The 21,862-nt window shown below is 65.9% G+C and carries 15 protein-coding genes and 1 pseudogene; 11 read left to right on the forward strand and 5 right to left on the reverse strand.

Translation table 11 applies throughout. The annotated features are described in order from the left end of the window. Nucleotides 1–257: 257 nt before the first annotated feature. The 4 genes from ligA (at nucleotide 258) to M0G41_RS04460 (ending at nucleotide 4,367) form a co-directional block, all read left to right on the forward strand. On the forward strand, nucleotides 258–2,654 hold the full coding sequence (gene ligA, locus M0G41_RS04445; RefSeq protein ID WP_248205624.1) for an NAD-dependent DNA ligase LigA: 2,397 nt from the start codon (nucleotides 258–260) through the stop codon (nucleotides 2,652–2,654). 20 nt (nucleotides 2,655–2,674) lie between these two features. Then, on the forward strand, nucleotides 2,675–3,637 hold the full coding sequence (epmA, locus tag M0G41_RS04450; protein ID WP_425511231.1) for an EF-P lysine aminoacylase EpmA: 963 nt from the start codon (nucleotides 2,675–2,677) through the stop codon (nucleotides 3,635–3,637). A gap of 142 nt (nucleotides 3,638–3,779) precedes the next feature. Then, a complete protein-coding gene (locus tag M0G41_RS04455) occupies nucleotides 3,780–4,061 on the forward strand; it encodes a type II toxin-antitoxin system RelE/ParE family toxin (protein ID WP_248205627.1) in 282 nt (93 codons plus the stop codon). A 15-nt stretch (nucleotides 4,062–4,076) separates the two neighbouring features. Further along, on the forward strand, nucleotides 4,077–4,367 hold the full coding sequence (locus M0G41_RS04460) for a HigA family addiction module antitoxin (RefSeq protein ID WP_248205629.1): 291 nt from the start codon (nucleotides 4,077–4,079) through the stop codon (nucleotides 4,365–4,367). A 139-nt stretch (nucleotides 4,368–4,506) separates the two neighbouring features. On the opposite strand, the gene M0G41_RS04465 is transcribed toward M0G41_RS04460, so the two are convergent. Both M0G41_RS04465 and M0G41_RS04470 read right to left on the reverse strand, forming a co-directional pair. After that, nucleotides 4,507–6,213, reverse strand: coding sequence for an ATP-dependent nuclease (locus M0G41_RS04465; RefSeq protein WP_248205632.1), 1,707 nt, complete (start codon nucleotides 6,211–6,213; stop codon nucleotides 4,507–4,509). Nucleotides 6,214–6,373: 160 nt separating this feature from the next. Next, nucleotides 6,374–7,285 carry a nuclease-related domain-containing protein gene (locus tag M0G41_RS04470; RefSeq protein WP_248205635.1) on the reverse strand — a complete coding sequence of 304 codons (912 nt, stop codon included), beginning with the start codon at nucleotides 7,283–7,285 and terminating at the stop codon, nucleotides 6,374–6,376. Between the two features lie 429 nt (nucleotides 7,286–7,714). Here M0G41_RS04470 and M0G41_RS04475 point away from each other — a divergent pair, with 429 nt between their 5' ends. From M0G41_RS04475 to M0G41_RS04500, 6 genes are all read left to right on the forward strand, one after another. Then, on the forward strand, nucleotides 7,715–8,662 hold the full coding sequence (locus M0G41_RS04475) for an HNH endonuclease (protein ID WP_248205639.1): 948 nt from the start codon (nucleotides 7,715–7,717) through the stop codon (nucleotides 8,660–8,662). A gap of 222 nt (nucleotides 8,663–8,884) precedes the next feature. Further along, nucleotides 8,885–10,102: a hypothetical protein gene (locus M0G41_RS04480; protein ID WP_248205641.1), complete on the forward strand. Its 1,218-nt coding sequence runs from the start codon at nucleotides 8,885–8,887 to the stop codon at nucleotides 10,100–10,102. Beyond that, a complete protein-coding gene (locus tag M0G41_RS04485) occupies nucleotides 10,099–11,322 on the forward strand; it encodes a hypothetical protein (RefSeq protein WP_248205643.1) in 1,224 nt (407 codons plus the stop codon). Before M0G41_RS04480 ends, M0G41_RS04485 begins: the two co-directional genes overlap by 4 nt. Nucleotides 11,323–12,160: 838 nt before the next feature. Then, nucleotides 12,161–12,640, forward strand: a complete 480-nt coding sequence (locus tag M0G41_RS04490; protein ID WP_248205647.1) for a hypothetical protein — start codon at nucleotides 12,161–12,163, stop codon at nucleotides 12,638–12,640. A gap of 57 nt (nucleotides 12,641–12,697) precedes the next feature. Beyond that, complete coding sequence (locus tag M0G41_RS04495) at nucleotides 12,698–13,732, forward strand: alpha/beta fold hydrolase (protein WP_248205650.1); 1,035 nt, start codon at nucleotides 12,698–12,700, stop codon at nucleotides 13,730–13,732. A 91-nt stretch (nucleotides 13,733–13,823) separates the two neighbouring features. After that, entirely contained in the window at nucleotides 13,824–14,501 is a 678-nt protein-coding gene (locus M0G41_RS04500) for a hypothetical protein (protein WP_248205652.1), read from the forward strand. Nucleotides 14,502–14,694: 193 nt separating this feature from the next. Here the strand turns inward: M0G41_RS04500 and M0G41_RS04505 are convergent, their stop codons facing one another. Next, nucleotides 14,695–16,053: an alpha/beta fold hydrolase gene (locus M0G41_RS04505; RefSeq protein ID WP_248205655.1), complete on the reverse strand. Its 1,359-nt coding sequence runs from the start codon at nucleotides 16,051–16,053 to the stop codon at nucleotides 14,695–14,697. Nucleotides 16,054–17,251: 1,198 nt separating this feature from the next. On the opposite strand from M0G41_RS04505, the pseudogene M0G41_RS18890 reads away from it, so the two are divergent. After that, nucleotides 17,252–18,292: pseudogene (locus tag M0G41_RS18890) on the forward strand (S8 family serine peptidase); the annotation flags it as partial. 1,898 nt (nucleotides 18,293–20,190) lie between these two features. On the opposite strand, the gene M0G41_RS04515 reads toward M0G41_RS18890, so the two are convergent. Both M0G41_RS04515 and M0G41_RS04520 read right to left on the reverse strand, forming a co-directional pair. Next, on the reverse strand, nucleotides 20,191–20,871 hold the full coding sequence (locus tag M0G41_RS04515) for a Dph6-related ATP pyrophosphatase (protein ID WP_248205664.1): 681 nt from the start codon (nucleotides 20,869–20,871) through the stop codon (nucleotides 20,191–20,193). 50 nt (nucleotides 20,872–20,921) lie between these two features. Then, nucleotides 20,922–21,842 (reverse strand): hypothetical protein, encoded by a 921-nt coding sequence (locus M0G41_RS04520; RefSeq protein WP_248205667.1) that lies wholly within the window; start codon nucleotides 21,840–21,842, stop codon nucleotides 20,922–20,924. Nucleotides 21,843–21,862 lie beyond the last annotated feature (20 nt).

A 21,862-nucleotide genomic window follows, 5' to 3' on the forward strand; every position in this document is an offset into this window, starting at 1 on the left:
AGCGCCACCAACAACACCACCTCTCCGACATACACTTCCCACTCGCGGGCCGTTCGCATGTTCGCCTCCGTTGGTTGGTCCCAATTAGAGGTTTAACTGCGGACGGCCCGCATAGCATCTACAACTGCGACCCCATGCCACCGTCCCAACCCCACCGCCCACCCCAAGCCATCCACGCCCGCCTCACCCCGGCCATCCCCCCTCGACATCCCACCCACCCATTAAACTCCCCCCCATCCCCGCCGTTCCCGGACCCCATGACCGACGCCGCCCAGCGTGTCGCCGAACTGCGCCGGCAGATCGACGACGCCAACCACCGCTACCATGTGCTCGACGAGCCGACGATCACCGACGCCGACTACGACCGCCTGGTGCGCGAGTTGGAGGACCTGGAGGCCGAGCACCCCGAGCTCGCCGACCCCAACTCGCCCACCACCCGGGTCGGGGCGACGCCGTCCTCGGCCTTCGAGGAGGTCCAGCACGCCATCCCGATGCTCTCGCTGAACAACGCCTTCGAGGTCGAGGGCGCCGAGAGCGACGAGGAGCGCTTCCGCGAGGTGGCCGATTTCGTCCGCCGCATCGTTGACGAGGTCGAGGAGGCCGAACCGACCTTCTCCGTCGAACCCAAGCTCGACGGCCTGGCGATCTCCCTGCGCTACGAGAACGGCCTGTTCGTCCGCGGCGCGACGCGCGGTGATGGCGCCACGGGTGAGGACGTCTCGGCCAACCTGCGCACCATCCGCGCCATCCCGCTGCGCCTGCGCGGCGAGGCGCCGCCGGCCGTGCTCGAGGTGCGCGGCGAGGTGTACATGCCGCGTGCTGCCTTCGAGGCCTTCAACGCCCGCGCCCGTGAAAAGGGCGAGCGCACCCTGGCCAACCCGCGCAACGGCGCCGCCGGCTCGCTGCGCCAGCTCGACCCACGGATCACCGCCACGCGCCCACTGGCCTTCTACGCCTATGGCCTCGGCGTGGTCGAAGGCGTCGAACTGCCTGCCAACCACTCGCAGACCCTGCGCTGGCTGCGAGAGCTGGGCCTGCCGGTCTGCCCCGAGGTCGACACCGCAAAGGGCCTCGACGGCCTGCTCGCCTACTACCGGCGCATCGGCGAGAAGCGCGACGTGCTGGCGTATGACATCGACGGCGTGGTCTACAAGCTCGACCGCTACGACCAGCAGCGCCAGCTCGGCTTCGTCTCGCGCGCCCCGCGCTGGGCCATTGCCCACAAGTATCCGGCGCAGGAGCAGACCACCACGGTCGAGGCGATCGAGGTGCAGGTCGGCCGCACCGGCGCGCTGACCCCGGTGGCGCGCCTGGCCCCGGTCAATGTCGCCGGCGTCGTGGTCACCAATGCCACCCTGCACAACGCCGACCAGATCGCCCGCCTCGACGTGCGTGTCGGCGACCATGTGGTCGTCCGCCGCGCCGGCGACGTGATCCCCGAGGTCGTGCGCGTGGTCGCAGAGCAGATCGATCCCGCGAAGCGCGGCCCCGCCTATGTCATGCCCGACGCCTGCCCGGTCTGCGGCTCGGCCGTGGTCCGCGAGGAGGGCGAGGTCGCCAGCCGCTGCAGCGGCGGCCTCTACTGCGCCGCCCAGCGCAAGCAGGCCCTGATCCACTTCGCCTCGCGCCGCGCCATGGACATCGAAGGTCTGGGCGAGAAGATCATCGACGACCTGGTCGAGTTCGACCTGGTCAAATCGGTGGCCGACCTCTACCGCCTCAGCCTCGATGACCTGCTGGCGATGAAGCGCCGCGCCGAGGAGCGCGACGGCGCCGTGCCGGAGACGGTCAAGGCCGGCAAGATCGCCACCCGCTGGGCCGAGAACCTGATCGAGGCCATCGAGGCCAGCCGCCGCAGCACGCTGGAGCGCCTGCTGTTCGCGCTCGGCATCCTGCAGATCGGCGAGGAGACCGCCAAGGCCCTGGCGCGCAGCTTCGGTGACCTCGACGCCATCCGCCGCGCCGACGCCCTGATCCTGCTGGCCGTGCCCGATGTCGGCCCCAAGGTGGCCCAGTCCATCGCCGCCTTCTTCGCCGAGGCGCATAACCAGCAGATCATCGACGAGCTGCTCGCCGCCGGCGTGCAGCCCGCCAGCAGCGGCGAGGTCGACCCGGCCCTGGTCAAGTCGCTGGGCCTGGGCGGCCTGATCCTCGGCGCCAAGCGCCTCGGCGCGCCGCTGGAAGGTCTCGGCGACACCTCCATCGAGCGCGTCGCAGAACAGATCGATTCACTGGCCGCCCTGCGCGAGGCCGGCGAGCCGCGCCTGGTCGCCCTCGGCGTGCCGGCCGGCCCCGCCGCATCGCTGTTCGCGCTGCTGGACGACGACCACTGGGCCCCACGCCTTGAAACTGCCGAACGCCAGGTCAGCGAACTGCGCGGCCGCGTCCGCCAGACGGCGGGCGAGGGCGGTCCACTTACCGGCAAGACCGTGGTCCTTACCGGCAGCCTGTCCGCGCTGACCCGTGACGAGGCCGGTGCGCGGCTGGAGCAGCTCGGCGCTAAGGTCAGCGGCAGCGTGTCGAAGAAGACCGCCCTGGTCGTCGCCGGCGAGGCCGCCGGCTCCAAGCTCGACAAGGCGCGCCAGCTCGGTGTGGAAGTCTGGGACGAAGCCCGGCTGCTCCAGCTGCTGGCCGAACACGACCTCGCCCCATGAGCGAGGACCGCCCGCTCTGGATGCCCAGCGCAACGCTTGAAGCCCTGCGCCTGCGCGCAAGGCTGAACAGGCTGATCCGTGACTTCTTCGAGCAGCGCGGCGTGCTGGAGGTAGAAACCCCGATCCTCTCCGCCCACGCCACCGTCGACCGGCATATCGAGAGCTTCAGCACCGAGTTCCACGGCCCCGCCCACGCCGGCTCCCGCCAGCGCTGGCTGCGCACCTCGCCCGAGTTCGCGATGAAGCGCCTGCTCGCCGCCGGCTACGGCGACTGCTACGAGCTCGGCCGCGTCTTCCGCAATGGCGAAGCCGGCGCCCGCCATAACCCCGAGTTCACCCTGCTCGAGTGGTACCGCGTCGGCTTCAGCCTCGACACCCTGATGAGCGAAGTCGCCGACCTGATCCAGGCCGCGCTGGCCCTGGTCGGCCAGACCTGCCGCGTCCGCCGCGTCAGCTACGCCGAGCTGTTCCAGCGGGGCCTCGGCATCGACCCCCACCGCGCCCCCCTCGACACCCTGATCCAGGCCGCCGGCGAGCTCAACATCGACCCCAGCGGTTTGACCCGCGACGACTGGCTCGACCTGCTGATCACCCACCGCCTCCAGCCGAGTTTCAAACCCGACGAGCTGCTCCTCCTCCACGACTACCCCGCCACCCAGGCCGCCCTGGCCCAGCTCCGCGAGGTCGACGGCATCCAGGTTGCCGAACGCTTCGAGGCCTACCTAGGCCCTATCGAACTCGCCAACGGCTACCACGAGTTGCTGGATGCCGAGGAACAGGAACGCCGCTTCAAGGCCGAACAGCAGGCAAGGCAGGAGACGGGCAGGGTAGTGCCGCCGTTTGATGCAAGGCTGGTGGAAGCGCTAAGCGCCGGCATGCCGGCCTGCTCCGGCGTCGCCCTGGGCGTGGATCGACTGGTGGGGCGGCTCACAGGCGAGCCCACCATCGGCGACTCCATCGCCTTCGCCCACCGCACCGCATAAACCCGTGTAGGAGCCAGCTTGCTGGCGATCAGCCCTGACTCTGCCACACCCAACCGTAGCTCCCGCTCCGTTCATCCCTGTCAACCGCCCATCGCGGGCATGACGCTTTGCGTTATATAACGCATGGCGTTATGATCGGGCGGTGATCCGGACCTTCAACGACAGGGAAGCCGAGAAGATCTGGGGCGGAACTGCCTCGAAGCGCCTGCCCGCAGACATTCAGCAGGTCGCCCGTCGAAAGCTCCGCATGCTCAACAATGCTGCCAGCCTTGAAGACTTGCGCGTGGCGCCGGCAAACCGGCTGGAGGCCCTGAAAGGCGACCGGCGCGGCCAGCACAGCATCCGGATCAATGATCAATGGCGAATCTGTTTCCGCTGGAAGGGCGGTGACGCCTTCGACGTCGAAATCGTCGACTACCACTGATACGCAGGTGCCGTGATGAAAACCCTCCCCAACATCCACCCCGGCGAAGTGCTTCTGGAAGAGTTCCTGCAGCCGCTCGGTCTCAGCCAGAACGCCCTGGCCCGCGCCGTGGGCGTGCCCCCTCGCCGCATCAACGAGATCGTGCTCGGCAAGCGCAGCATCACCGCCGACACCGCCGTCCGCCTAGCCGCCGCCCTCGGTACGAGCGAGCGATTCTGGCTCGGACTGCAGGCTGACTTCGACCTGGAAGAGGCACGGCGGGTGCTAGGTGCCAAGCTCGGAAGAATTGAGCGGATTGCGGCTTGACTTCTCCAAGCGGGACGGGTGGCACGTGACGTTCGAGGCAGCCGGCCGGTCGGTTGGCTGGGGACCGATGAAAAGTGCATTCTGACCCCTGTTTCTCAATGCTTTCTGATTTCCCTATGGTCCTCGATATTCGAAGTCGTCACTGCTGTGGTGGACGTTTTAATGCCGCATTTATTGTCTTGACTACTTTGTAGAAGCCTCCGAAGTGCTCGGGACCAGGCTTCGCTGTCAATTTGAAGGCCTCCAAGCATTTCCTCTTCAATTGGTTTCGCGCGGACTCTCTTTCCTCCCGCGTCCCGCTGGTAGCTGCCATTACGATGCTTGGATTCTCTGAAAAAACAGTGCGATGCACAGACTCGGGCAGTAGCCCCTCAATGGCTCGCTTCCCGGCGGAGTCAGTTCCGATGGGCAGAAAGTCGACATCCTTCTTTAGGCCCAGGGATGAAAGCGAACGTTCTACATCGCTTCGCATATCTAAGTCGAAAGTTATGAAAAGCCGCTCGTACCGGCTCCGAATGAACCTAAGCAATATCGTATTCTTCAGCGTCCCTACTCCGTCGTAGGGGATTATGTCTCCCACGAACTGGAGTGAGTTGTTTGCATGAGCGGGATCCCTTAGCATCTCGAAGTACTCGCGATCGGTTTCTCCTTCCACCAGCAGGACTGATTCGCTTTGGCTGCCAAAAAGCGCCTTCCATGGCTTGAACTCGTCAGAGCTCATGCCCAGCGCTTGGCCAAACGGGGCCATCCAGTTGTCTCCAGAACTGTCAACGCGTTGTGTCGCGCGAAGCGCGCCATAGTGGGTCTTTCGAGATAGGAGAGCATTTGAAGAAGGATTCGTCTGGCTTAAAAGGTAAGGGCTATGGGTAGTAACGAGGACCTGAATCTGGAACTCTTCTGAAAGGTCTTGAAGCACTCGACCAAATTCCGCCTGAGCGTAGGGGTGCAAGAAGCTCTCAGGCTCTTCGATTACGATGAGTGGAGTAAGTTTCGATGCGGAGGCTTCGAGTTCACTTATTTGCTTTGCGCGGAACAGCCTGTGGAGGATAAGCGTCCGATTCTGTGTACCGCTTCCCCAGTTGTCGAGCGGAACATCGTGCTTGCTGTCGCCGAGGGTTAGATTTAGCGGTAGCCACCCTAGCTCCATAGGCGGAATAGTCAGGCCAACCTTGTATTTGTTTTCTAGCCTTCCGAGCAGACGCTCCAGTTCCTGTTGATGACCTCGCGCAATTTTCCCGAGGCCTTTCTCCAGCTGCTTCTTGAGTTTCTCTAGATTCTTGGCGCCCTCACCCGAGAGGTCGCGAAGCGAGCCGAGTCCCTCCTTGTAGCGAAAACGCGTTAGCTCGTTCTGAGGCGAATCGTGAAATAGAATGCTGCGAGAAGTTTGAAGCCTTTTAAAGACCTCTTGCGCTTCGATGCCTTCGTAGGTGCTTGACCGGCAGATCACTGAGACTGAGGGAGTGGATCTTTCTGTTCTGTAGGAAGCTTTCAGGGAAAGCGCTAGCGGAGTCGAATTCGTTTCCAGCTGTAGCTGTCGCACCAGAAATTGATACAAGCCGGCATCGCTCTCGTGATGAACCAGCAGTTCGATAGAGATCTCAGTTTCTCTCTCCTCTGATGGGGTCTCAAGCCACTTTGGGTAGTCGTCTTTAACCGATATTCCGTCTTCCTCGCCGGGGTAATAGTGAGCGTCGTCGTTGTCCCGCATGATCGCGCGGAGCGCGCGCAGCACGTTTGTCTTTCCCGAGTCGTTGGGGCCACAAATGGCAGTGTAGGAATCCGGGAACTTAAGGGATAGATCTTCGATCGTGCGAAAGTTGCGGATTCGAATTGCTTCAATTTTCATTGGTTAGACCCGCCAGTTTAGTTCCCGACCAAGGAAGGCTTTCAACGCTTGGTTTATCCCGAAAGGAGCCCGAGAAGGAGGGATCAGAACAAGAACAAGAATAAGTGTTAACGTAGCGTTTCTTCTCTAGGTGGCCTGCGCCTGTGCGCCAATGGAAGCGCTAGGCGACATGCTGCTCACCTCCGATCGCTGCCTTCCGCCCTGCCGCCTCTGCCGCAGCGATTTCATAGCGACGCAGCAGCGCCGCCCGCACACCCGAAGCCTGTCCAGCGGTGAGGGGCGGCCCGAAACGATCTTGCTTCACGAAGTTCGGCACCTTGCAGTTGTTGACCAGGACATCGCTCATGGCACCCTCGCGGGTGAGGTTGACGTACCAGCCGGGTAGGGCAAGCACCGGAACCACACGAATTGGCGCGCCAAGTTCCCGGCGCAGCAGATCTTCCAGCCAGCGCGCGTTGCCGCGAGCTTGATCCAGCGGTTTCGTCTCGACGTGGTCGGGAAAGGCTAAGCGCGCGCCGTTGAACTCGACTTGGGCTGATGCCTTGCCCTTGGCATGAGGCTTCTTGCGCGACTTGGTTTCGATGGCGAACACCGCGCTGCGCCCGATTACGACGTGATCGATGTTGAAGCCTTGGCCCGGGATGTCATGCAGGACTCGGTACCCCTGCTCGGGTAGGACCTGTAGGTACTGCGCGACCGCAAGTTCCGCTGCCAAGCCCTCGCGGTACTGGCGCATCGTTCGCCCTGTCCGAAACAGCTTGACCACGTGCCAGCAAAGGAATGCAAAGGCGCAGAGCCAGATGATCAGGTCAAGGAGGCGCAGCTCCGTTTGCGCCCATCCAGAGTCTTGGGTACGCAGCGCGAGCCAGGCGCCAATGGTGACCGGTCCGGTGACAACGATAATCAGAGTCGCTTCGTTAAACTTTTCGCTCAGGTCATCCAACCGCGCCCTCAGGCTCTCACCGGGAAAATGGAAGGGCTGGACATTGAGCGGGGAACGACGTCGGTCGCGCCCAATCACCCTCATCCATAGCAGCGCAAAGCCTGCCGCAGAGAGCATGGGTAGGAACATCAGAATTACGATCCACACACCGGCCAAGATCTGTCCCCGCCAACCTAGGAGCCGAGCGAGAATGACAAAGATCCTTGTGTCCCGGCAAGAGGGTATGGTCGCGAAGATCCAAGCTCGGCGGGGCGTGATTCTGAGGGGCCGGTTGCTCTGGGCCTCCACAGATCCAGCTCGAAACAAGCGCAGATTGTGTAGTCCGTTGAGCTCGCTTATCCGGTACTTGACGACGGCGACCGATTCGGTTCCGATTGACGATAGTGGCGCCCATAAAGTTGGGATCAGCAGCTTGGTCGTCCCTTTCTAAAGCTTGTGGTTTTGTCGGCTTCCGTAGTGTTGCAAGGAAGTATTAGGTAGGCGATAGGGTGTAGGGTCTGCCGGGACTGTCGCCTCGCGCCGGTCCAAGAAGGGTGGGCTGATTACGAGAGGCCGCGAATGGCGTTCTGGTGGGTCAACCATAAGCAGACCCGAGACCACGAAGTCCGCGGGGGCTATCTTTGGTCGCCTTACCGAAATCGGAACGGGGCGTTCAATCAGACCTACGAAAACATGCGCCACGTGCGAGTAGGCGACACCGTCTTCTCGTTCGCGCATGGCCAGATCGGAGCTATTGGGCGGGTTGTCGAGGCCGCGGTCGGCGCTCCCAAGCCTACTGAGTTCGGTAGCGTTGGCGACTACTGGGCGGATGAAGGATGGCTCGTCGCCGTGCAGTTTCGGCAGGTCGCCAGGCCGATCCGACCCACGGAACATGCTGCAGTGATCGGGCCACATCTGCCAGCTCGACATTCGCCGATTCAGACCAATGGTCACGGCAACCAGGGCTGCTACCTTGCCGCGATCTCCGATGCGCTCGGTCAGCTGCTATTGGCGCTGCTTCGAGAGGACTTGTATCAGATTCCCGAGCCCGAACCCTTTATGGTCGAGAGGGAGGAGCCTTCTCAGGCAGTGCTCGAAGATGTGCGATTGATTGAGGCCGACCACACCCTCAGCGAAACGATGCGCCTCCAGTTGTCCAGGGCGCGCATTGGCCAGGGCCTATTCCGCACCCGGGTCATCCTCTCTGACGAAGCTTGTCGCGTCACTGGGGTGACCGACCAACGCGTGCTTCGGGCCAGTCATATCAAAGCCTGGCGCGACTCCAGCAATGCCGAGCGACTGAGTCCTCACAATGGCCTCCTGCTCTCGCCGCACGTGGATGTCCTATTCGATAGCAAACTCATCACTTTCGAAGACGACGGCAGGATGCACGTGCATCCGTCGCTCCCGGCTGACGTGATGGAACGATGGCATCTCGATCCCGCGAGGAAAGTCGAGCGCTTTCGGCCGGAGCAGGCCGCGTTTCTCGCCCACCACAGACAGCGATTCGCGGAGAAGGTTCGCTAGCTGCGCGGGTCACGCGGGCGAGTCTCGGTATGCTGGGCCGCCGGGTTCCTGGTTGTCACGCGGCAGCCCGCCGCGCCGCGCGCGCCCTTTGTCCTGGCGCAGTCCGTTTTCAACACACAGTGTTGCATGGACGGAATTGAACTTAGCCTCCCGAACCACTGTCATTCCTCCTGCGCCGACGCAGATCGGCGGGCGGAATAACAACGACATACGGAGCGAGTGATGAAACCACTATGCAGGGTCGCGGCCCTGGCGGCTTGCCTGGCCGGGTCGGCGCAGGCGGGGTTGCCATCGGGTCTGGAGGGCAGCTGGTACAGCCCGCCTCAGTCGGGGCATGGATTGACGTTCGAGCGGATCGACACCGAGCGGGCGCTGCTGTTCTGGCACGTTTTCGACCCCGAGGGCCGGCCGCTGACGCTGTATATCGAGGCCGCGCTGGAAGGCGACCGGCTGGTGGGCACGGCGCTGGCGCCGATGGGCATGCGCTTTGGCAGCTTCGATCCGGACGAGCTGGAGCTGCCGGTCTGGGGCGAGGTGAGCCTGGAGATTCTCGACTGCAACCAGGCAGTGCTGCGCTACGACTCAGTTGAGGCGGGCTACGGCCAGGGCGAGATCCCGCTGACCCGACTGCTGCCGCCGCGGGATCCGCACTGTTCTCTTACCGCCGCGTCGGACCTGGCAGGCCTGCGCGGCAGCGCTCTGCAGGCGGAGATCCAGCTCTCGAATGACCTTCTCATCCAGTACCGTGATCCGGTGCGGCTGACCGGAGGGGTCGCCGCAAACGGCCATGTCCTGGTTGCCCGTCCGGGGCACTGGCCTCTGCTCCTGGAGGGCAGGCCTGCCGGGTCGGCGCCCGGGGAGGTCGAGCTGGATTGGCAGGTACTGGACAACACCTGGTCGAACGCCCTGTTCGGCCAGCAGGCCGAGCAGCTGCGTCCGACGCAGCCGGTCCTGCAATTCTCCTCCACGCTGCAGTTGAACGAGGACGGCAGCCGGGCATCCGGGCTGCATTTCGCGGATGCTTCGGCCGAGGCGCCCACCGAGTTTCGCCTGGGAGTCGAGTCGCCGGGCTGGCCGCGCGGCGATCTGCTTGCCGGGCGCTACGTCACGACGATTGCCGACCCCACCCGGCCCGGGGAGGCGGCGGCAGATCTGCCGACTCTGGAGGTGCGTGTCGAGGACGATGGCGCGATCTGCCTGCGGCTGGAGGCCGATGTCTCGACCGACTGCCTGATGCAGGGTCGGGTGACCCCGGTGGGCGAGGACCTCTACGACCTCGAGCTGAGTTCGCTTGATCCTGACGAGCCGTCCTATCAGGGGTTGGCGCGCTTCGGTGTCTACTACCTGGTGATCATCCGCCGCTTCTACGTCGAGCTGATGGCAAGCAACGGCAGCCGAGGGCTGTCGATGAGGGCGGTACTGCAGGAGGATCAGCCATGAGCCTGGCCACGATGACCGCATCACGGGGGCGCTGGCTGGCCCTGGCCTGTGCGCTCGGTGGCTTGCTGGCGCAGGGGCCGGCGCATGCGCTGCCTCCTGGACTCGACGGCAGCTGGTTTGATCCGGCGCACCCCGGCCACGGTCTGACCGTCGAACGGATCGACGCCGGACGCGCGCTGGTCTTCTGGCACGCCTTCGACACCCACGGCCGGCCGCTCACCCTGTACATCGAAGCCAGGGTCGAGGGCGACACACTGCGCGGCGAGGCTTTGGCACCGCAGGGCATGCGTTTTGGCGTGTTCGACCCGCAAACGCTGCAGCTGCCGGAGTGGGGCGAGGTCAACCTGCAGTTCAGTGACTGCCGCACTGCGCTGCTGCGCTGGCGCGGGCTGGATTCCGAATACGGAGAAGGCCAGGCAACGCTGCAGCGGCTGCTGCCGCTCAGCGACTCGGCGTGCAGCCTGGCTGCGCCGGCGGGGTTGCCCGGCATGGATGGCTATCGGGTCAGCGGCTATCTGAATGGGGACTTCACCGTCGAGGGGCAGGGCGGCCCGAAGCGAAGCCTTTGGGTCAGCGGGCATGTCGATCCGGAGGGCGTCCTGCGCGCCACGGTGGAACCCTTTCCCGGCGCCCATTTGTCCGATACTCCAGTGCTGATCGGCGAGCCCCTGCCGTCCGCTTCGGGCCGCGCAGAGCTGCAGGTGCGCTACCTGCGCAATCGGCTGGGCGACCTGCTGGATCAGGCCTTTGGCGACCCGGTCTCGACGGTCGAAGGCGGCGCGTTCCCGCTGCAGCTGAAGACCCGCAGCGAGCCGCGCGGTGCCGCGGCTTACGACTACACCGGTCGCGTGCACGGCGTCGACGAGATCGACATCCGTGTCGAGCCCTGGTCGCGAGAGCGCGTCAGGTTCGGCATCTACGGTGACCCCGCCAATGGCGAACTGCAGATCCGCAGCGACGGCACGCTGTGTCTCCGCATCCTCGGCGACCCGCCTTCCACGACCTGCCGTTTCAGCGGACGGATGCTCAGCCAGGGCGAGGCCAGCTTCCGTTTCGAGCTGCAGGAGACCGGCAGGGGGCAGCCGCCGTTCATTGGAACCGGTGTCGGGCACGACTCCGCAGAGGGCGGCTGGCCGATGACCTCGGTGAAGATGATCGGCGACAACGGTGTTGAGGGCTTCTACTACGAGTCGAATCGGTTTGTTCCCACTGGCGGTTGAACGCCGGAGCGGGGCGGGCATGATGACAGGTCAGGCGCAGCGCCATCGGGTGTGCCTTGGCGCGCCGGGAAGGGCCGCTTGACGGTACGCACGGTGCGGCGAGCCGCACCCTATGACGCTGGACTCGTTCGCCCTGAGGTATCGAAGGGCGAAGCGTCAGGTCGCCGAGGCCGTTCGTGCTTCGATACCTCAGCACGAACGGCATTGGGCGTGGCGGGGAGGGCGGGGCGACAGAGCGGTAGCCCATAGGGTGTGTCCTGGGCGCACCGATACGGCCCTTCCGACGGCAAGCACGGTGCGGCGAGCCGCACCCTATGACGCGGGTTCGCCCTGAGGTATCGAAGGGCGAACCCCCATTCTGCGGCGGCCCTTGGTGCTTCGATACCTCAGCACGATCGGCGTCGGGCGTGGCGGTTAGGGCGGGGTGTCCGAGCAGCAGCCCATAGGGTGTGCCTTGGCGCGCCGATACGCGCATTCGGACGGTACGCACGGTGCGGCGAGCCGCACCCTATGACGCTGGTTCGCCCTGAGGTATCGAAGGGCGAAGCCTCAGGTTGCGACGGCCGTGCGTGCTTCGATACCTCAGCACGAACGGCTTGGGGTGGGGCGGGCGCCGCCAGGTAGTCGGGGTCGTGCCCGGCCTGTATCGCCTGAGCCCTGTCCCCACCCGGTCGACCGGCCTATCATCGCGGCATGGACCCGCAGCAAGCTCCGCCACATCCGGAAGACGCCGATCAGCACGACCTCAGCCTGGTGCGCTGGATGCTGTCCCTGACGCCGGCGCAGCGCCTTGCCGAGCTGGAGTCTCGCCTCGCCTTTATCCACGCAGCGCGCCGCCATGTCACCCAGCTTTCAGACGATCCTGGCAGCGCTGCAGCGCCACGGGGTTGAGTTCGCCGTGGTGGGGGGCGTGGCGGCCGTGCTGCACGGCGCGCCGGTCACCACGTTCGATCTCGACACGCTTGTCCGGGTAGACGAAAAGAACGCAGACCGGCTGCTTGCCGCGTTCGACGAGATCAACGCCCGCTACCGCGGTCATGCTCCTCCGCTGAAGCCGGTCCGCGAGGACATCCTCGCCGGGAAGCATCTGCTGCTGATGACCGACGCGGGGCCGCTCGATGTGCTGGGCTTCATCGGCAGGGACGATCGCTACGAGGATCTGTGCACGCGCTTCGAGACCGTCCGTCTTGAAGGGGTGGACTTCTCCATCCTTGGTCTGGACGAATTGATCCGCCAGAAGCGGGCGATGGGACGAGAGAAGGATCTCATCGCACTGCGCCTGCTGGAGGCGGTGAAGCGAGAGAGGGAAGGCGAGTAGGGCTATACCGCCCCCGAACGACTAGAGTGTGGCAGTCGTTCTGCCCACGGAGAGAACATGGCCCGAAGCTTGTTTCGCCGGCTGCTCCGCGCTGCGCTCGCCTCGTCGCTCGTCGTCCTCATGCTGGTGGGCGGTTTCATTGTCTGGGCCTGGGCGCCGGATCAGCCCGTGGAAGCGCTGATCGACCGCTGGGGAGCGCCGCCTTCGCGGATCGAGGCGGTGATGGGGTTGCCTGTCCACCTGCGCGACGAGGGGCCGCGCGATGATCCGCAGCCGATCGTGCTGCTGCACGGAACGGGCGACTCGCTGCATACCTGGCAGGGGTGGACCGAGGCGCTGAGGCCGACGCGTCGCGTGATCCGCTACGATCTGCCCGGGTTCGGGCTGACCGGGCCGGATCCCGCGCACGACTACTCGATGAAGCGGCAGGTTCAGGTGCTGATGGCGGTGCTCGAGCGGCTGGGGGTGGAACGGGTGGTGCTGGGCGGCAACTCCTATGGGGGCGGCATCGCCTGGCAGGCGGCCCTGGCGCATCCCGATCGCGTCGCGGCCCTGGTGCTGGTCGATGCCTCGGGCGCGCCGGCTGCGGACGCCGCGGCGGCTGCAGCGTCCGCGCCGCGCTCGGTGCCGATCGGCTTCCGCCTGGCGCGGATGAAATGGGCGGCGCCGATCCTGCAGCGGGTGCTGCCTCGCGGCGTGATCGAATCGAGCCTGCGCAATGTCTACGGGGACCCTTCGCGGGTCACGCCGGAACTGGTCGATCGCTACTTCGACCTTGCGACGCGTTCCGGCAATCGCGCGGCGCTGCAGGCACGTTTCGGCCGATCCGGACCCCGTGCCAGTGAACTGCCCGTGTCCGCCATCACCCAGCCGACCCTGATCCTCTGGGGCGGCCGCGACCGGTTGATCCCACCGGCGGCAGGGCAGCGCTTCCACGCTGCGGTGCCGAACAGCAAGCTGGTGGTGTTCGAGGATCTTGGCCACGTGCCGCAGGAGGAGGGCGCCGCGGAGACGGTGGCGGCGCTGCAGTCCTTTCTTGATGACTTGCCTCTTTCAGCGCCGGCTGCGCCGGACGCTCGGGAGTCGGGCTGATCGATCGAGTGCCATGCCGGCCGCCGCGCATTGATGGACCTTGCGCATCGGGGCCGATAGGCTGCGCCCTCCGCCACCGGAAGGGCAGAACGTGTCGACAGACCAGCCCACAGCACCGCCTGCGACCAGCGCCCGCTCCACCACGCCCGCCGTATCGGAGCTGCTGGCCCTGGGCTATGTCTACCTGCTGATCCTCGGCATCGCCAACCAGTCGCTGTTCTACGGCCTGCTCGGGGTCAACTTTCTCGCCTGGTCCGATGCGCTGGACGTGCTGATCAGCCCGATCGCGCTGTTGACCGAGCGCCCCGGACGCCTCGCCGTGCTCGTGCTGCTGGTGGCCCTGCTCTATCCCTACACCATGTGGATCCAGCGCCTTGCACGCAAACGTCGTCTCGCCCAGGGCGGTGAGCAGGCACTTCGGAAGGACACGCCGCTGGTGAATGCCTGGCTGGCGTACTCGGCCTGTGTGCTGGTCTTCGGTTACATCGGTTTCGCCGCCGGCAGCGGATCGGAAGTGCGCAAGCGCCTGGCGGAGGGCAAGGCCGAGGTCGACCACCGCATCGAGTTTCAGGACGGCTCGGTCATCGAGGCGGAGTTGGTCGGCAAGAACACCGGCTTCCTGTTCTATTTCATCCCCGGCGAGACCGAGCTCAGCATCGTGCCGCTCGCTGACAACGTCCGACGGGTGCAGCGACGGGGCGCGGCTGATCCCGCTGCCGAAGTTCGCGAATCTGCGGACGAGAGGAAACCCGTGGCACCTTCGGAGTGAGGCGCAGCTTCGCCGGTCGGGGGCGCAGACGGTGGCCTGGTCGAACTCGTCAGGAAGTCGGAATGTAGCGGGCGGAGCGACGCTCTCGCGCTGCACCACACATCTGGGCAACGGCGCCGACCTTTCGACGTCGATGAAGCGGAGTGGGTTTGGATCCGCTCCATGATTCTTTTCCGGCTCGAAGCGGATGGGGCTAGCGCAGTCGGAACGGGGGCGGTTTCATCGAACCAAGGCAGCTGGTGTCGAGATGACGGGTGCTGGCCTGTTCGAGAAACTGGGTGAGGATGCGGTCGTAGCATCCGGAGTTCTCGACGCCGTCCAGTCCGTGTGCGATGCCGGGCAGGGAGATATGCCGCGCGTCACTGAAACCGCGAACGATCTGCTCGCCGACTTCGGGCTGGGCCACCGGGTCGATATCGCCGGTGAAGACCAGGAGTGGGACGTCCGTGGGCCTGGGCTGCAGTGGCATCTCGGGATGCGGCGGTTCGCCCCAGGCTTCGCAGGCTTCAAGATACTCCTTCACCATATAGTCTCCGGGAAAGGTCTCGCGTGTGAGTGCTGCGATCTGGTCGCGGGGGATGTGCAGGGTTTCCTCAGCACAGACCACGGCGAAATAGTGGCCTTCGGGTTCGGCCGATTGCGGCGCGTCGGGTACGGCGATCTCCAGGAATGGCGCAAAGTCGCCTTCTGCTGCGCGCCGTAGCACATAGGGAATCTGTCGCGCGCGACCGTTCTCCAGCAGCCAGCTCCACAGTTCGTCGGCGAGGATCTCGTGGGTCAGCGTGCGGGTGACGGGCAGTCCGGTGTCCGGGTCCACAAACTTGACCTGCAGCGGTGCGCGGCGCAGTCGGTCGAGGACGCTGGCGAGATCGGTTGCGGGTGAGGGGAAGGCGGCCTGGCATTCGGCATCCCGTGCGCAGTAGCCGGCCAGGTGATCGAAGCCCATCTGGCCGAAGCGCGCGTAGTGCAGTGGGCGCAGAAACTGAAGATCGGCGGGAAATGAGAGGAAGATGGAGCGGATCGATTCCGGATGCCGGTGCAGATAGGTCAGCATGAATCGACCGCCGAACGACCAGCCGCCGACGTCCCACTGCTCATAGCCCAGCCAGCGTCGGATGTCCTCGAAGTCGTCGATCGCGTTGAGCGTCGTGTAGTGACGGGCATCCGCGATACGGTCGATCTCCTCGCGACAGGCGGCGACCCGATCGGCGGGGTAGTAGCGTTCGAGAATCCTCGGCAGCGCCAGCGCCTTGCAGAAAAGCGGATGGGACTCATGCAGGCCGCGCGGGTCGATCAGCACAACGTCGCGAGTCTCCCGGAACCATTCCAGCGAGCCGCCTTCGGCGAACTCGACGGCGTTGGCGATCATCGAGAAGCGCGGCCCACCGATATGCTCGATCCAGGCCGTCCGAGAGTTGCTGGGCGATTTGGCCGGGACCACGACGATGCTGATGGGGATCTTCCGCCCCCTCTTTGCAGCGCGGTTCTCGAAGACCATCAGTTCGCCGCAGAGCAGGGGCTCCCTGATGCCCTCGCGCTGACAGATCTCCAACGGCAGCCGTGCGAGGGCACGATACGCGGCGGAAGCGGGTTCTCTGGAAGGCGTCGCGCAGGCCGCTAGCGTTGCCCACAAGAGCATCAGCACGATTCGCTTCATCAGTCGCTCCCCGCAGGTTGCCAGCGAAACATAGCACCAAGCCCAGCGCATCACGAGGCCATGCGGGGAAAGGGGTCAGCTGGGAAAGCGGTCGGAGTGCGCTTTCCTGGCCCAGACTCCCGGCGCTCGCGCAGAAGCGGCCCAGTTGGCGGGGTTGAGTTCGCTGTGGTCGGGGGGCGGCGGCGCTTTGCGGAAAGCCGGTCACCATCCTGGATCTCTGTACGCCGGAACTGGATGCTCAGTCCGGGTGCCGGCCTTGAATGGAGCCGTTCGCCCTCAGGTTTCGAAAGACGAAGCCTCACGCTGCCGAGGCCGTTCGTGCCTCGATACCTCAGCACGAACGGCATCGCGCCGTGGCGGAGGGGCGGGGCGTCAGATCCGCGGGCTGAGAGGTATCCGTTCGCCCTGAGGTATCGAAGGGCGAACCATCACGTTGTCGGCGCCGTTCGTGTTTCGGTACCTCGGCACGAATGGCATCGCGGTGTGGTGGAGGGAGCGGCGTCAGGTAGGAGCAGCCCCAAAGGGTGTGCCTTGACGCACCGATACGGGCCTGCGGACGGTATGCACGGTGCGGTCAGGCCGCACCCTATGAGGTCCGGCCGTCGCCCGGCCTTGACGTTACCGATTCGGCCGGAACAACTGTCCGGTGCAAGGCGCAGCAGGACTCTGCCGTGGTCCGCTGGCGCGCACCCGCGCCCGGCCCTGAGGGAATCCCACCAGGCCCGATGGGGGCCCCACCGGATATTTGAAGGCGCCCGAACCTCGCATGGTGTCGGCCACCTGAATCTCTGCCGAGGGCCGTTTCATGCACCGTCGTACCTTCTGCTGGCGCGCCAGCCTGCTTGCCGCTGCGATGCTTGCTTCCCCGATGCTGGCCGGGGCGCGCCAGATGGATCCTGCGCTGGAATCCCTGCTGCCTGCGACGCCGGTGGGCGAACCGCTCGAGGTGATCGTCAGCTTTGATGGCGAGGGCCCGGTGACGGCCGAACAGTACCAGCGGCTGGCCGACCTTGGCCTCACCGGTGTCGGCATGCGCTCGCTGCCGATTGCGGGCGTGATGGCGACCCCGGCGCAGATCCAGGCGCTGATGGGCATGGACGACGTGCGTTCGGTGTGGCTGAACCATCCGCTGGACTACGACAACCGCGAGGCCACCGCCCTGACCGGCGTCGACCGCCTGCGGGTCGATCCCAACCTGCGCAGCCGGGGCGTTCCGTTCAGCGGCAAGGGCGTCGGCGTGCTGGTCAACGACTCGGGTGTCGATGGCACGCACAACGACCTGAAGTATCCGCAGCATGTGAAGCAGAACGTGCTGGCGCAGACCAACCTGCGCTCGTTCGACGACATGCTGCCGATCACCTACCAGGAGAACATCCCCAACACCGACATTGCCGGCGGTCACGGCACGCACGTCGCCGGCATCATCGGCGCCAACGGTGCGCAGTCACGCGGCGAGATGGAAGGCGTGGCCCCGGGCGCGGGCATCGTCGGCTACGGCTCGGGCGCGGCCCTGTTCATTCTCGACACCATCGGCGGCTTCGACTACGCGCTGACCCACCAGGCCGACTACAACATCCGTGTGGTCTCGAACTCCTTCGGCCAGACCAGCGACACCGGCACCGCGTTCAATCCGGACAACCCGACCAATATCGCCACCAAGGCGCTGGCCGACCGTGGCGTGATCGTGGTCTTCTCCGCCGGCAACTCGGGCGCCGGTGAGGGCACCATCACCGGCAACTTCAAGAAGGCGCCGTGGGTGATTACCGTGGCCGCGGGCGACAAGAAGGGCCGTCTTGCGGGCTTCTCCTCGCGCGGCGAGAAGGGTCGCGGTGGCAGCGTGGTGGTCGACGGTGAAACCTTCAGTTGGGAGGACCGGCCGACGGTCACCGCGCCGGGCGTGGACATCTACTCGGCCCGCGCCTCGACCAGCGGCCCGCTGGACCTGCTGGCTATCGATGACGAGGTGAACGAGATCGGCCCGGCCTATGCGCCGTACTACAGCAAGAAGTCCGGCACCTCGATGGCCGCGCCGCATATCTCCGGCGTGGTGGCCCTGATGCTGGAGGCCAACCCGTCGCTGAGCTGGCGCGAGGTCAAGCAGATCCTTCAGGACACCGCGACCAACATCCCCGGTCGCGAGGCCTGGGAAGTGGGCGCCGGCTACGTCAACACCTATGCCGCCGTGCAGGCGGCGCTGGGGGCCGGGCAGTTCGGCAGCACGGTGAACGCCAAGCGCCAGTTCAATGCCAATGCCCAGGTCTCGGTGGCCAGCAGCGTCGACCACACGATCAATTTCAGCCCGGTCGGCCCGACCGGTGAGGTGCAGTTCCAGGTCGCACCCGGCATCTCGATGGTCAATGCCCGCGCCAACGTCGGCAGCAACACCGTCGCCCTGGTCCTGATCGATCCGAACGGCAAGCGCTATGGGTCTTCGATTTCGCTGCCGGTGCTGGGCCAGAACATCGCCGCCTCGGCGCCGGGCGTTCCGGGCACCTGGACCCTGACCGTGCGCGGCATCGGCTCGGTCTCGGGCAACAACCTCGATCCGGCCCAGGTCACCAACGGTTACGGCGCGCCGGGCGCGGTGCGGGTCAACCTCAAGCAGCTGCGCACCGACGGCTATACCGGGCTCAATGACGTCGCCGGCCATCCGGCCCAGGGCTTCGTCGAGTTCGGCGTCAGCAAGCGCCTGCTGGATACCGGCACCGACGGCCGCTTCCGTCCCAATGACCTGCTCAAGAAGCGCGAGCTGGCGGAGTTCATGCTGATGGGCATGGCGGTGCGGCAGATGGATCCGTTCGCGGGCCCGAGCTTTGGCGACGTGTCGGCCACCAACAGCCTGTTCCCCTTCGTCGAGGGCGTCAGCGCCAGGGGCGCGACCCTGCGCGACACCTTCCATCAGCAGGACCGGGTGCTGCGCAGCAGCGGCAGCCAGTTCCAGCCAACGGCCAAGGTGAGCAGGCAGGAGCTGGCCTACGCCCTGGTCCAGTCGCTGGGATTGCAGGGGGAGGCGCGCAGCCATGCGGGCGATATCACCGTGGCCCATGACGGCAAGCGCATCGTGATCGAGGACCAGGCCGGCATCGACCCGAGCCTGCGCGGCTACGTGCAGTACGCGCTGGACCTCAACCTGTTGCCGGCCCGCTTCAGCATCAGTCAGGGCCCGTTCGACCTGCAGCCGACGCTCAAGGCCCACTTCGACCCGGCCACCCACGTCACCCGCGGCGACTACGCTGCCGCCGCCACGCGCTTCCTGGGAGCTTACGAGCAGTAAGCGTTTCGGGGGTTTGAAGGCAACAGCAAACGGCCGGGCATGTCCCGGCCGTTCGTTTTGGGGGTTCGCCAGTGGGGCGGGACGGCAAATCTTCATGGGGTGTGCCTTGGCGCATCGAGCCGCTAAGTTGAACGGCATGTCAGGTGCGGCGAGCCGCACCCACTGCGGCGCTGATCGCTTCTCTTGTGGGAGCGCCCTTGGGCGCGACCGCGGCGCTGCGGATCTGCCCCGGACCGCGATTGGAGCGAAAGTCCGCGGTCGCGCCCGAGGGCGCTCCCACAGGGCAGCGCGTGGCCGTGTCGTTTGGGCGGCAACTCTTTATAGGGTGTGCCTTGGCGCACCGATATGGGCGTTCGAACGGCGTGTCCGGTGCGGCCAGCCGCACCCTATGTTGCTGTTCGCTTCTCTTGTGGGAGCGTCCTTGGGCGCGGCCGGAGCGTCACGGAAATTCCACGGACCGAGGTTGGAGCAAAGGTCCGCGGTCGCGCCCATGTGCGCTCCTGCAACGGCGACGGAGCGCTGCTTGTGTAGGAGCGGACATGGCCGCGACCGCAGAGATTCGACCTTCCGCAGTCAGGGGTCAGTCCGCGCTCGCAAGGTCGCGCGCAAGGACGTCGCCCACAGGGAGGCGCGTGGCTGTGCGGGGGTGGGCGGGACTGTCACTGTTCATGGGGTGTGCCTTGGCGCACCGAAACTGGCGTTCGAACGGCGTGTTCGGTGCGGCCAGCCGCACCCTATGGGGCGGCGGCGAGCCCTGTTCAATCCAGCAGCGTGGCCATCAGGTGGAAGCGCTCGTCCTCGACCCAGCGCTCGCCGCGGCGCACGGTCAGCGGCTCGTCGAACATCGGACCGTGCGTGACCACGGTGTGGAACTCGCCGCGCTCGCCGCAGCGGTCGACGCCGGCGGGCAGGGCGTCGAGCAGGTCGTGGTCGAAGTCGCGGCCGAGAAAGCCGGGGTCGAGCTGCCTGCTGTCGACCTGGCACAGCCAGCCGCGCAGGCCGCCGTCGATCATCTCGCGGGCCAGCGCCTCGGGCTCGGATCCGAACAGCGGGAAGTGCGCGGTGAAGCCCAATGACCGGCACAGCTGCTCACGCCAGTCGCGGATGTCGCTGAGGTGCACGTCGCCGAACGCGATGTCGGTCAGCCCGGGCGCCAGCAGCTGGGCGGACTCCAGCGCATCGGAGAAGGCGGCCCGGTAGGCGTTGTTCGAGGCGCCCGTAGCGAGCGGCATCAGCCGCAACGGCAGTCTGGCGGCGCGGGCCTGGGCACGCAGCACGTCCAGCGCGACCCCCTGGCGGCTGCTGATCGCCCGATCAGGGTCGAAGGTGCAGAGCAGGGCAGCGACATGCCAGCGCGGGTCGCTACGCAGCCGCTCCAGTGTCCAGGCGGCGTCCTTGCCGCCGCTCCAGGCCAGGAGGATGGGTTGCTTGACGTGCATCCGGACATGCTAGCAGTCGCTCGCGGCCAAGCCGTCGTGCTTGCTGCCGGTCAGGGCCCCGGGCAGGCGGCGGCCTGCTCGGCGGCCGACGCCGCGCGCGCGGCCAACGCGGCATCCAGCAGGCGCAGCACGTCGACGGCAGCGCTGTCGAACGCCGGGGCCGATAGCCACAGCGAGTCGGCGGCGTCCTGCACCTCGAACAGGCCGCTTGATTGCCGCAGCAGGGTGTCGACCACTTGCTGCGTCGTGGTGAGCCTCGACCGCAGTGCTTCGAACTGGCTGCGGGCGGTGGCGTTTTCGACAGCCTTTATCCCGAGTGCGGCCGATCCGTCGACAAATCCCTCGGCAGTCTGGCGGAGCATCGCCACGTCGCGGCCCAATGTGTCAGCGGCCGACACCGCGCCTACGCCGCCCTTGATCACCCTGGACGAGCCGCTGCGCAGGCGTTCCAGTATGGACAGCATGCGCGTCGCCAGATACACCTGCGCCGCCTCGGCGCCGGACTCGACCAGGGCCCGCGATGCCTGATCGGTTGCTGCCTGCAGCGCAGGCACCTGGGCGGCCAGGGTGTCGGCGGCCTCAGCCGCATCCAGCACGGACTGCTGGGCCCTCTCAAGCTGCGCTACATCGTCGAGCAAATCGGGACTTTCGTCCGCCAGTCGCAGGAGCTCCTTCGATGGCAGCCCCGGGCAACCCTGCCGGGCGAATTCCCGCACCGCCTCGGCAAGCCGCTCGACGCTGCCAGCATCGGAACGCAGGGCATCGAACGCCTCTCCGTGTTTGGCCTCGGCGGCCAGCCGGCCGGCCATGGGCAGCGCTGCGGTTTCCGCGCGAAGCGCATTCACCAGCACAGCCGCGCGCAGCGGGTCGCAGTCGGGGTCCGGTCCCGAAGCCGCCCTCGCCGCGTTGCCGGCGGCCAAGGTGAGCGCGAGAAGCAGAGCAGGCGATAGATGCTGGAACAATCGATTCATGGGTTCCTCCTGTCCCCCTT

It is taken from the genome of Pseudomarimonas salicorniae (assembly GCF_023156535.1).
Lineage (GTDB): Bacteria > Pseudomonadota > Gammaproteobacteria > Xanthomonadales > Xanthomonadaceae > Pseudomarimonas > Pseudomarimonas salicorniae.

Coding starts and splice junctions, on each gene's coding strand:
- ligA (WP_248205624.1), top strand. CDS start 258: ATGACCGACGCCGCCCAGCGTGTCGCCGAACTGCGCCGGCAGATCGAC.
- epmA (WP_425511231.1), top strand. CDS start 2,675: ATGCCCAGCGCAACGCTTGAAGCCCTGCGCCTGCGCGCAAGGCTGAAC.
- M0G41_RS04460 (WP_248205629.1), top strand. CDS start 4,077: ATGAAAACCCTCCCCAACATCCACCCCGGCGAAGTGCTTCTGGAAGAG.
- M0G41_RS04465 (WP_248205632.1), bottom strand. CDS start 6,213: ATGAAAATTGAAGCAATTCGAATCCGCAACTTTCGCACGATCGAAGAT.
- M0G41_RS04470 (WP_248205635.1), bottom strand. CDS start 7,285: ATGTTCCTACCCATGCTCTCTGCGGCAGGCTTTGCGCTGCTATGGATG.
- M0G41_RS04475 (WP_248205639.1), top strand. CDS start 7,715: ATGGCGTTCTGGTGGGTCAACCATAAGCAGACCCGAGACCACGAAGTC.
- M0G41_RS04480 (WP_248205641.1), top strand. CDS start 8,885: ATGAAACCACTATGCAGGGTCGCGGCCCTGGCGGCTTGCCTGGCCGGG.
- M0G41_RS04485 (WP_248205643.1), top strand. CDS start 10,099: ATGAGCCTGGCCACGATGACCGCATCACGGGGGCGCTGGCTGGCCCTG.
- M0G41_RS04490 (WP_248205647.1), top strand. CDS start 12,161: ATGTCACCCAGCTTTCAGACGATCCTGGCAGCGCTGCAGCGCCACGGG.
- M0G41_RS04495 (WP_248205650.1), top strand. CDS start 12,698: ATGGCCCGAAGCTTGTTTCGCCGGCTGCTCCGCGCTGCGCTCGCCTCG.
- M0G41_RS04515 (WP_248205664.1), bottom strand. CDS start 20,871: ATGCACGTCAAGCAACCCATCCTCCTGGCCTGGAGCGGCGGCAAGGAC.
- M0G41_RS04520 (WP_248205667.1), bottom strand. CDS start 21,842: ATGAATCGATTGTTCCAGCATCTATCGCCTGCTCTGCTTCTCGCGCTC.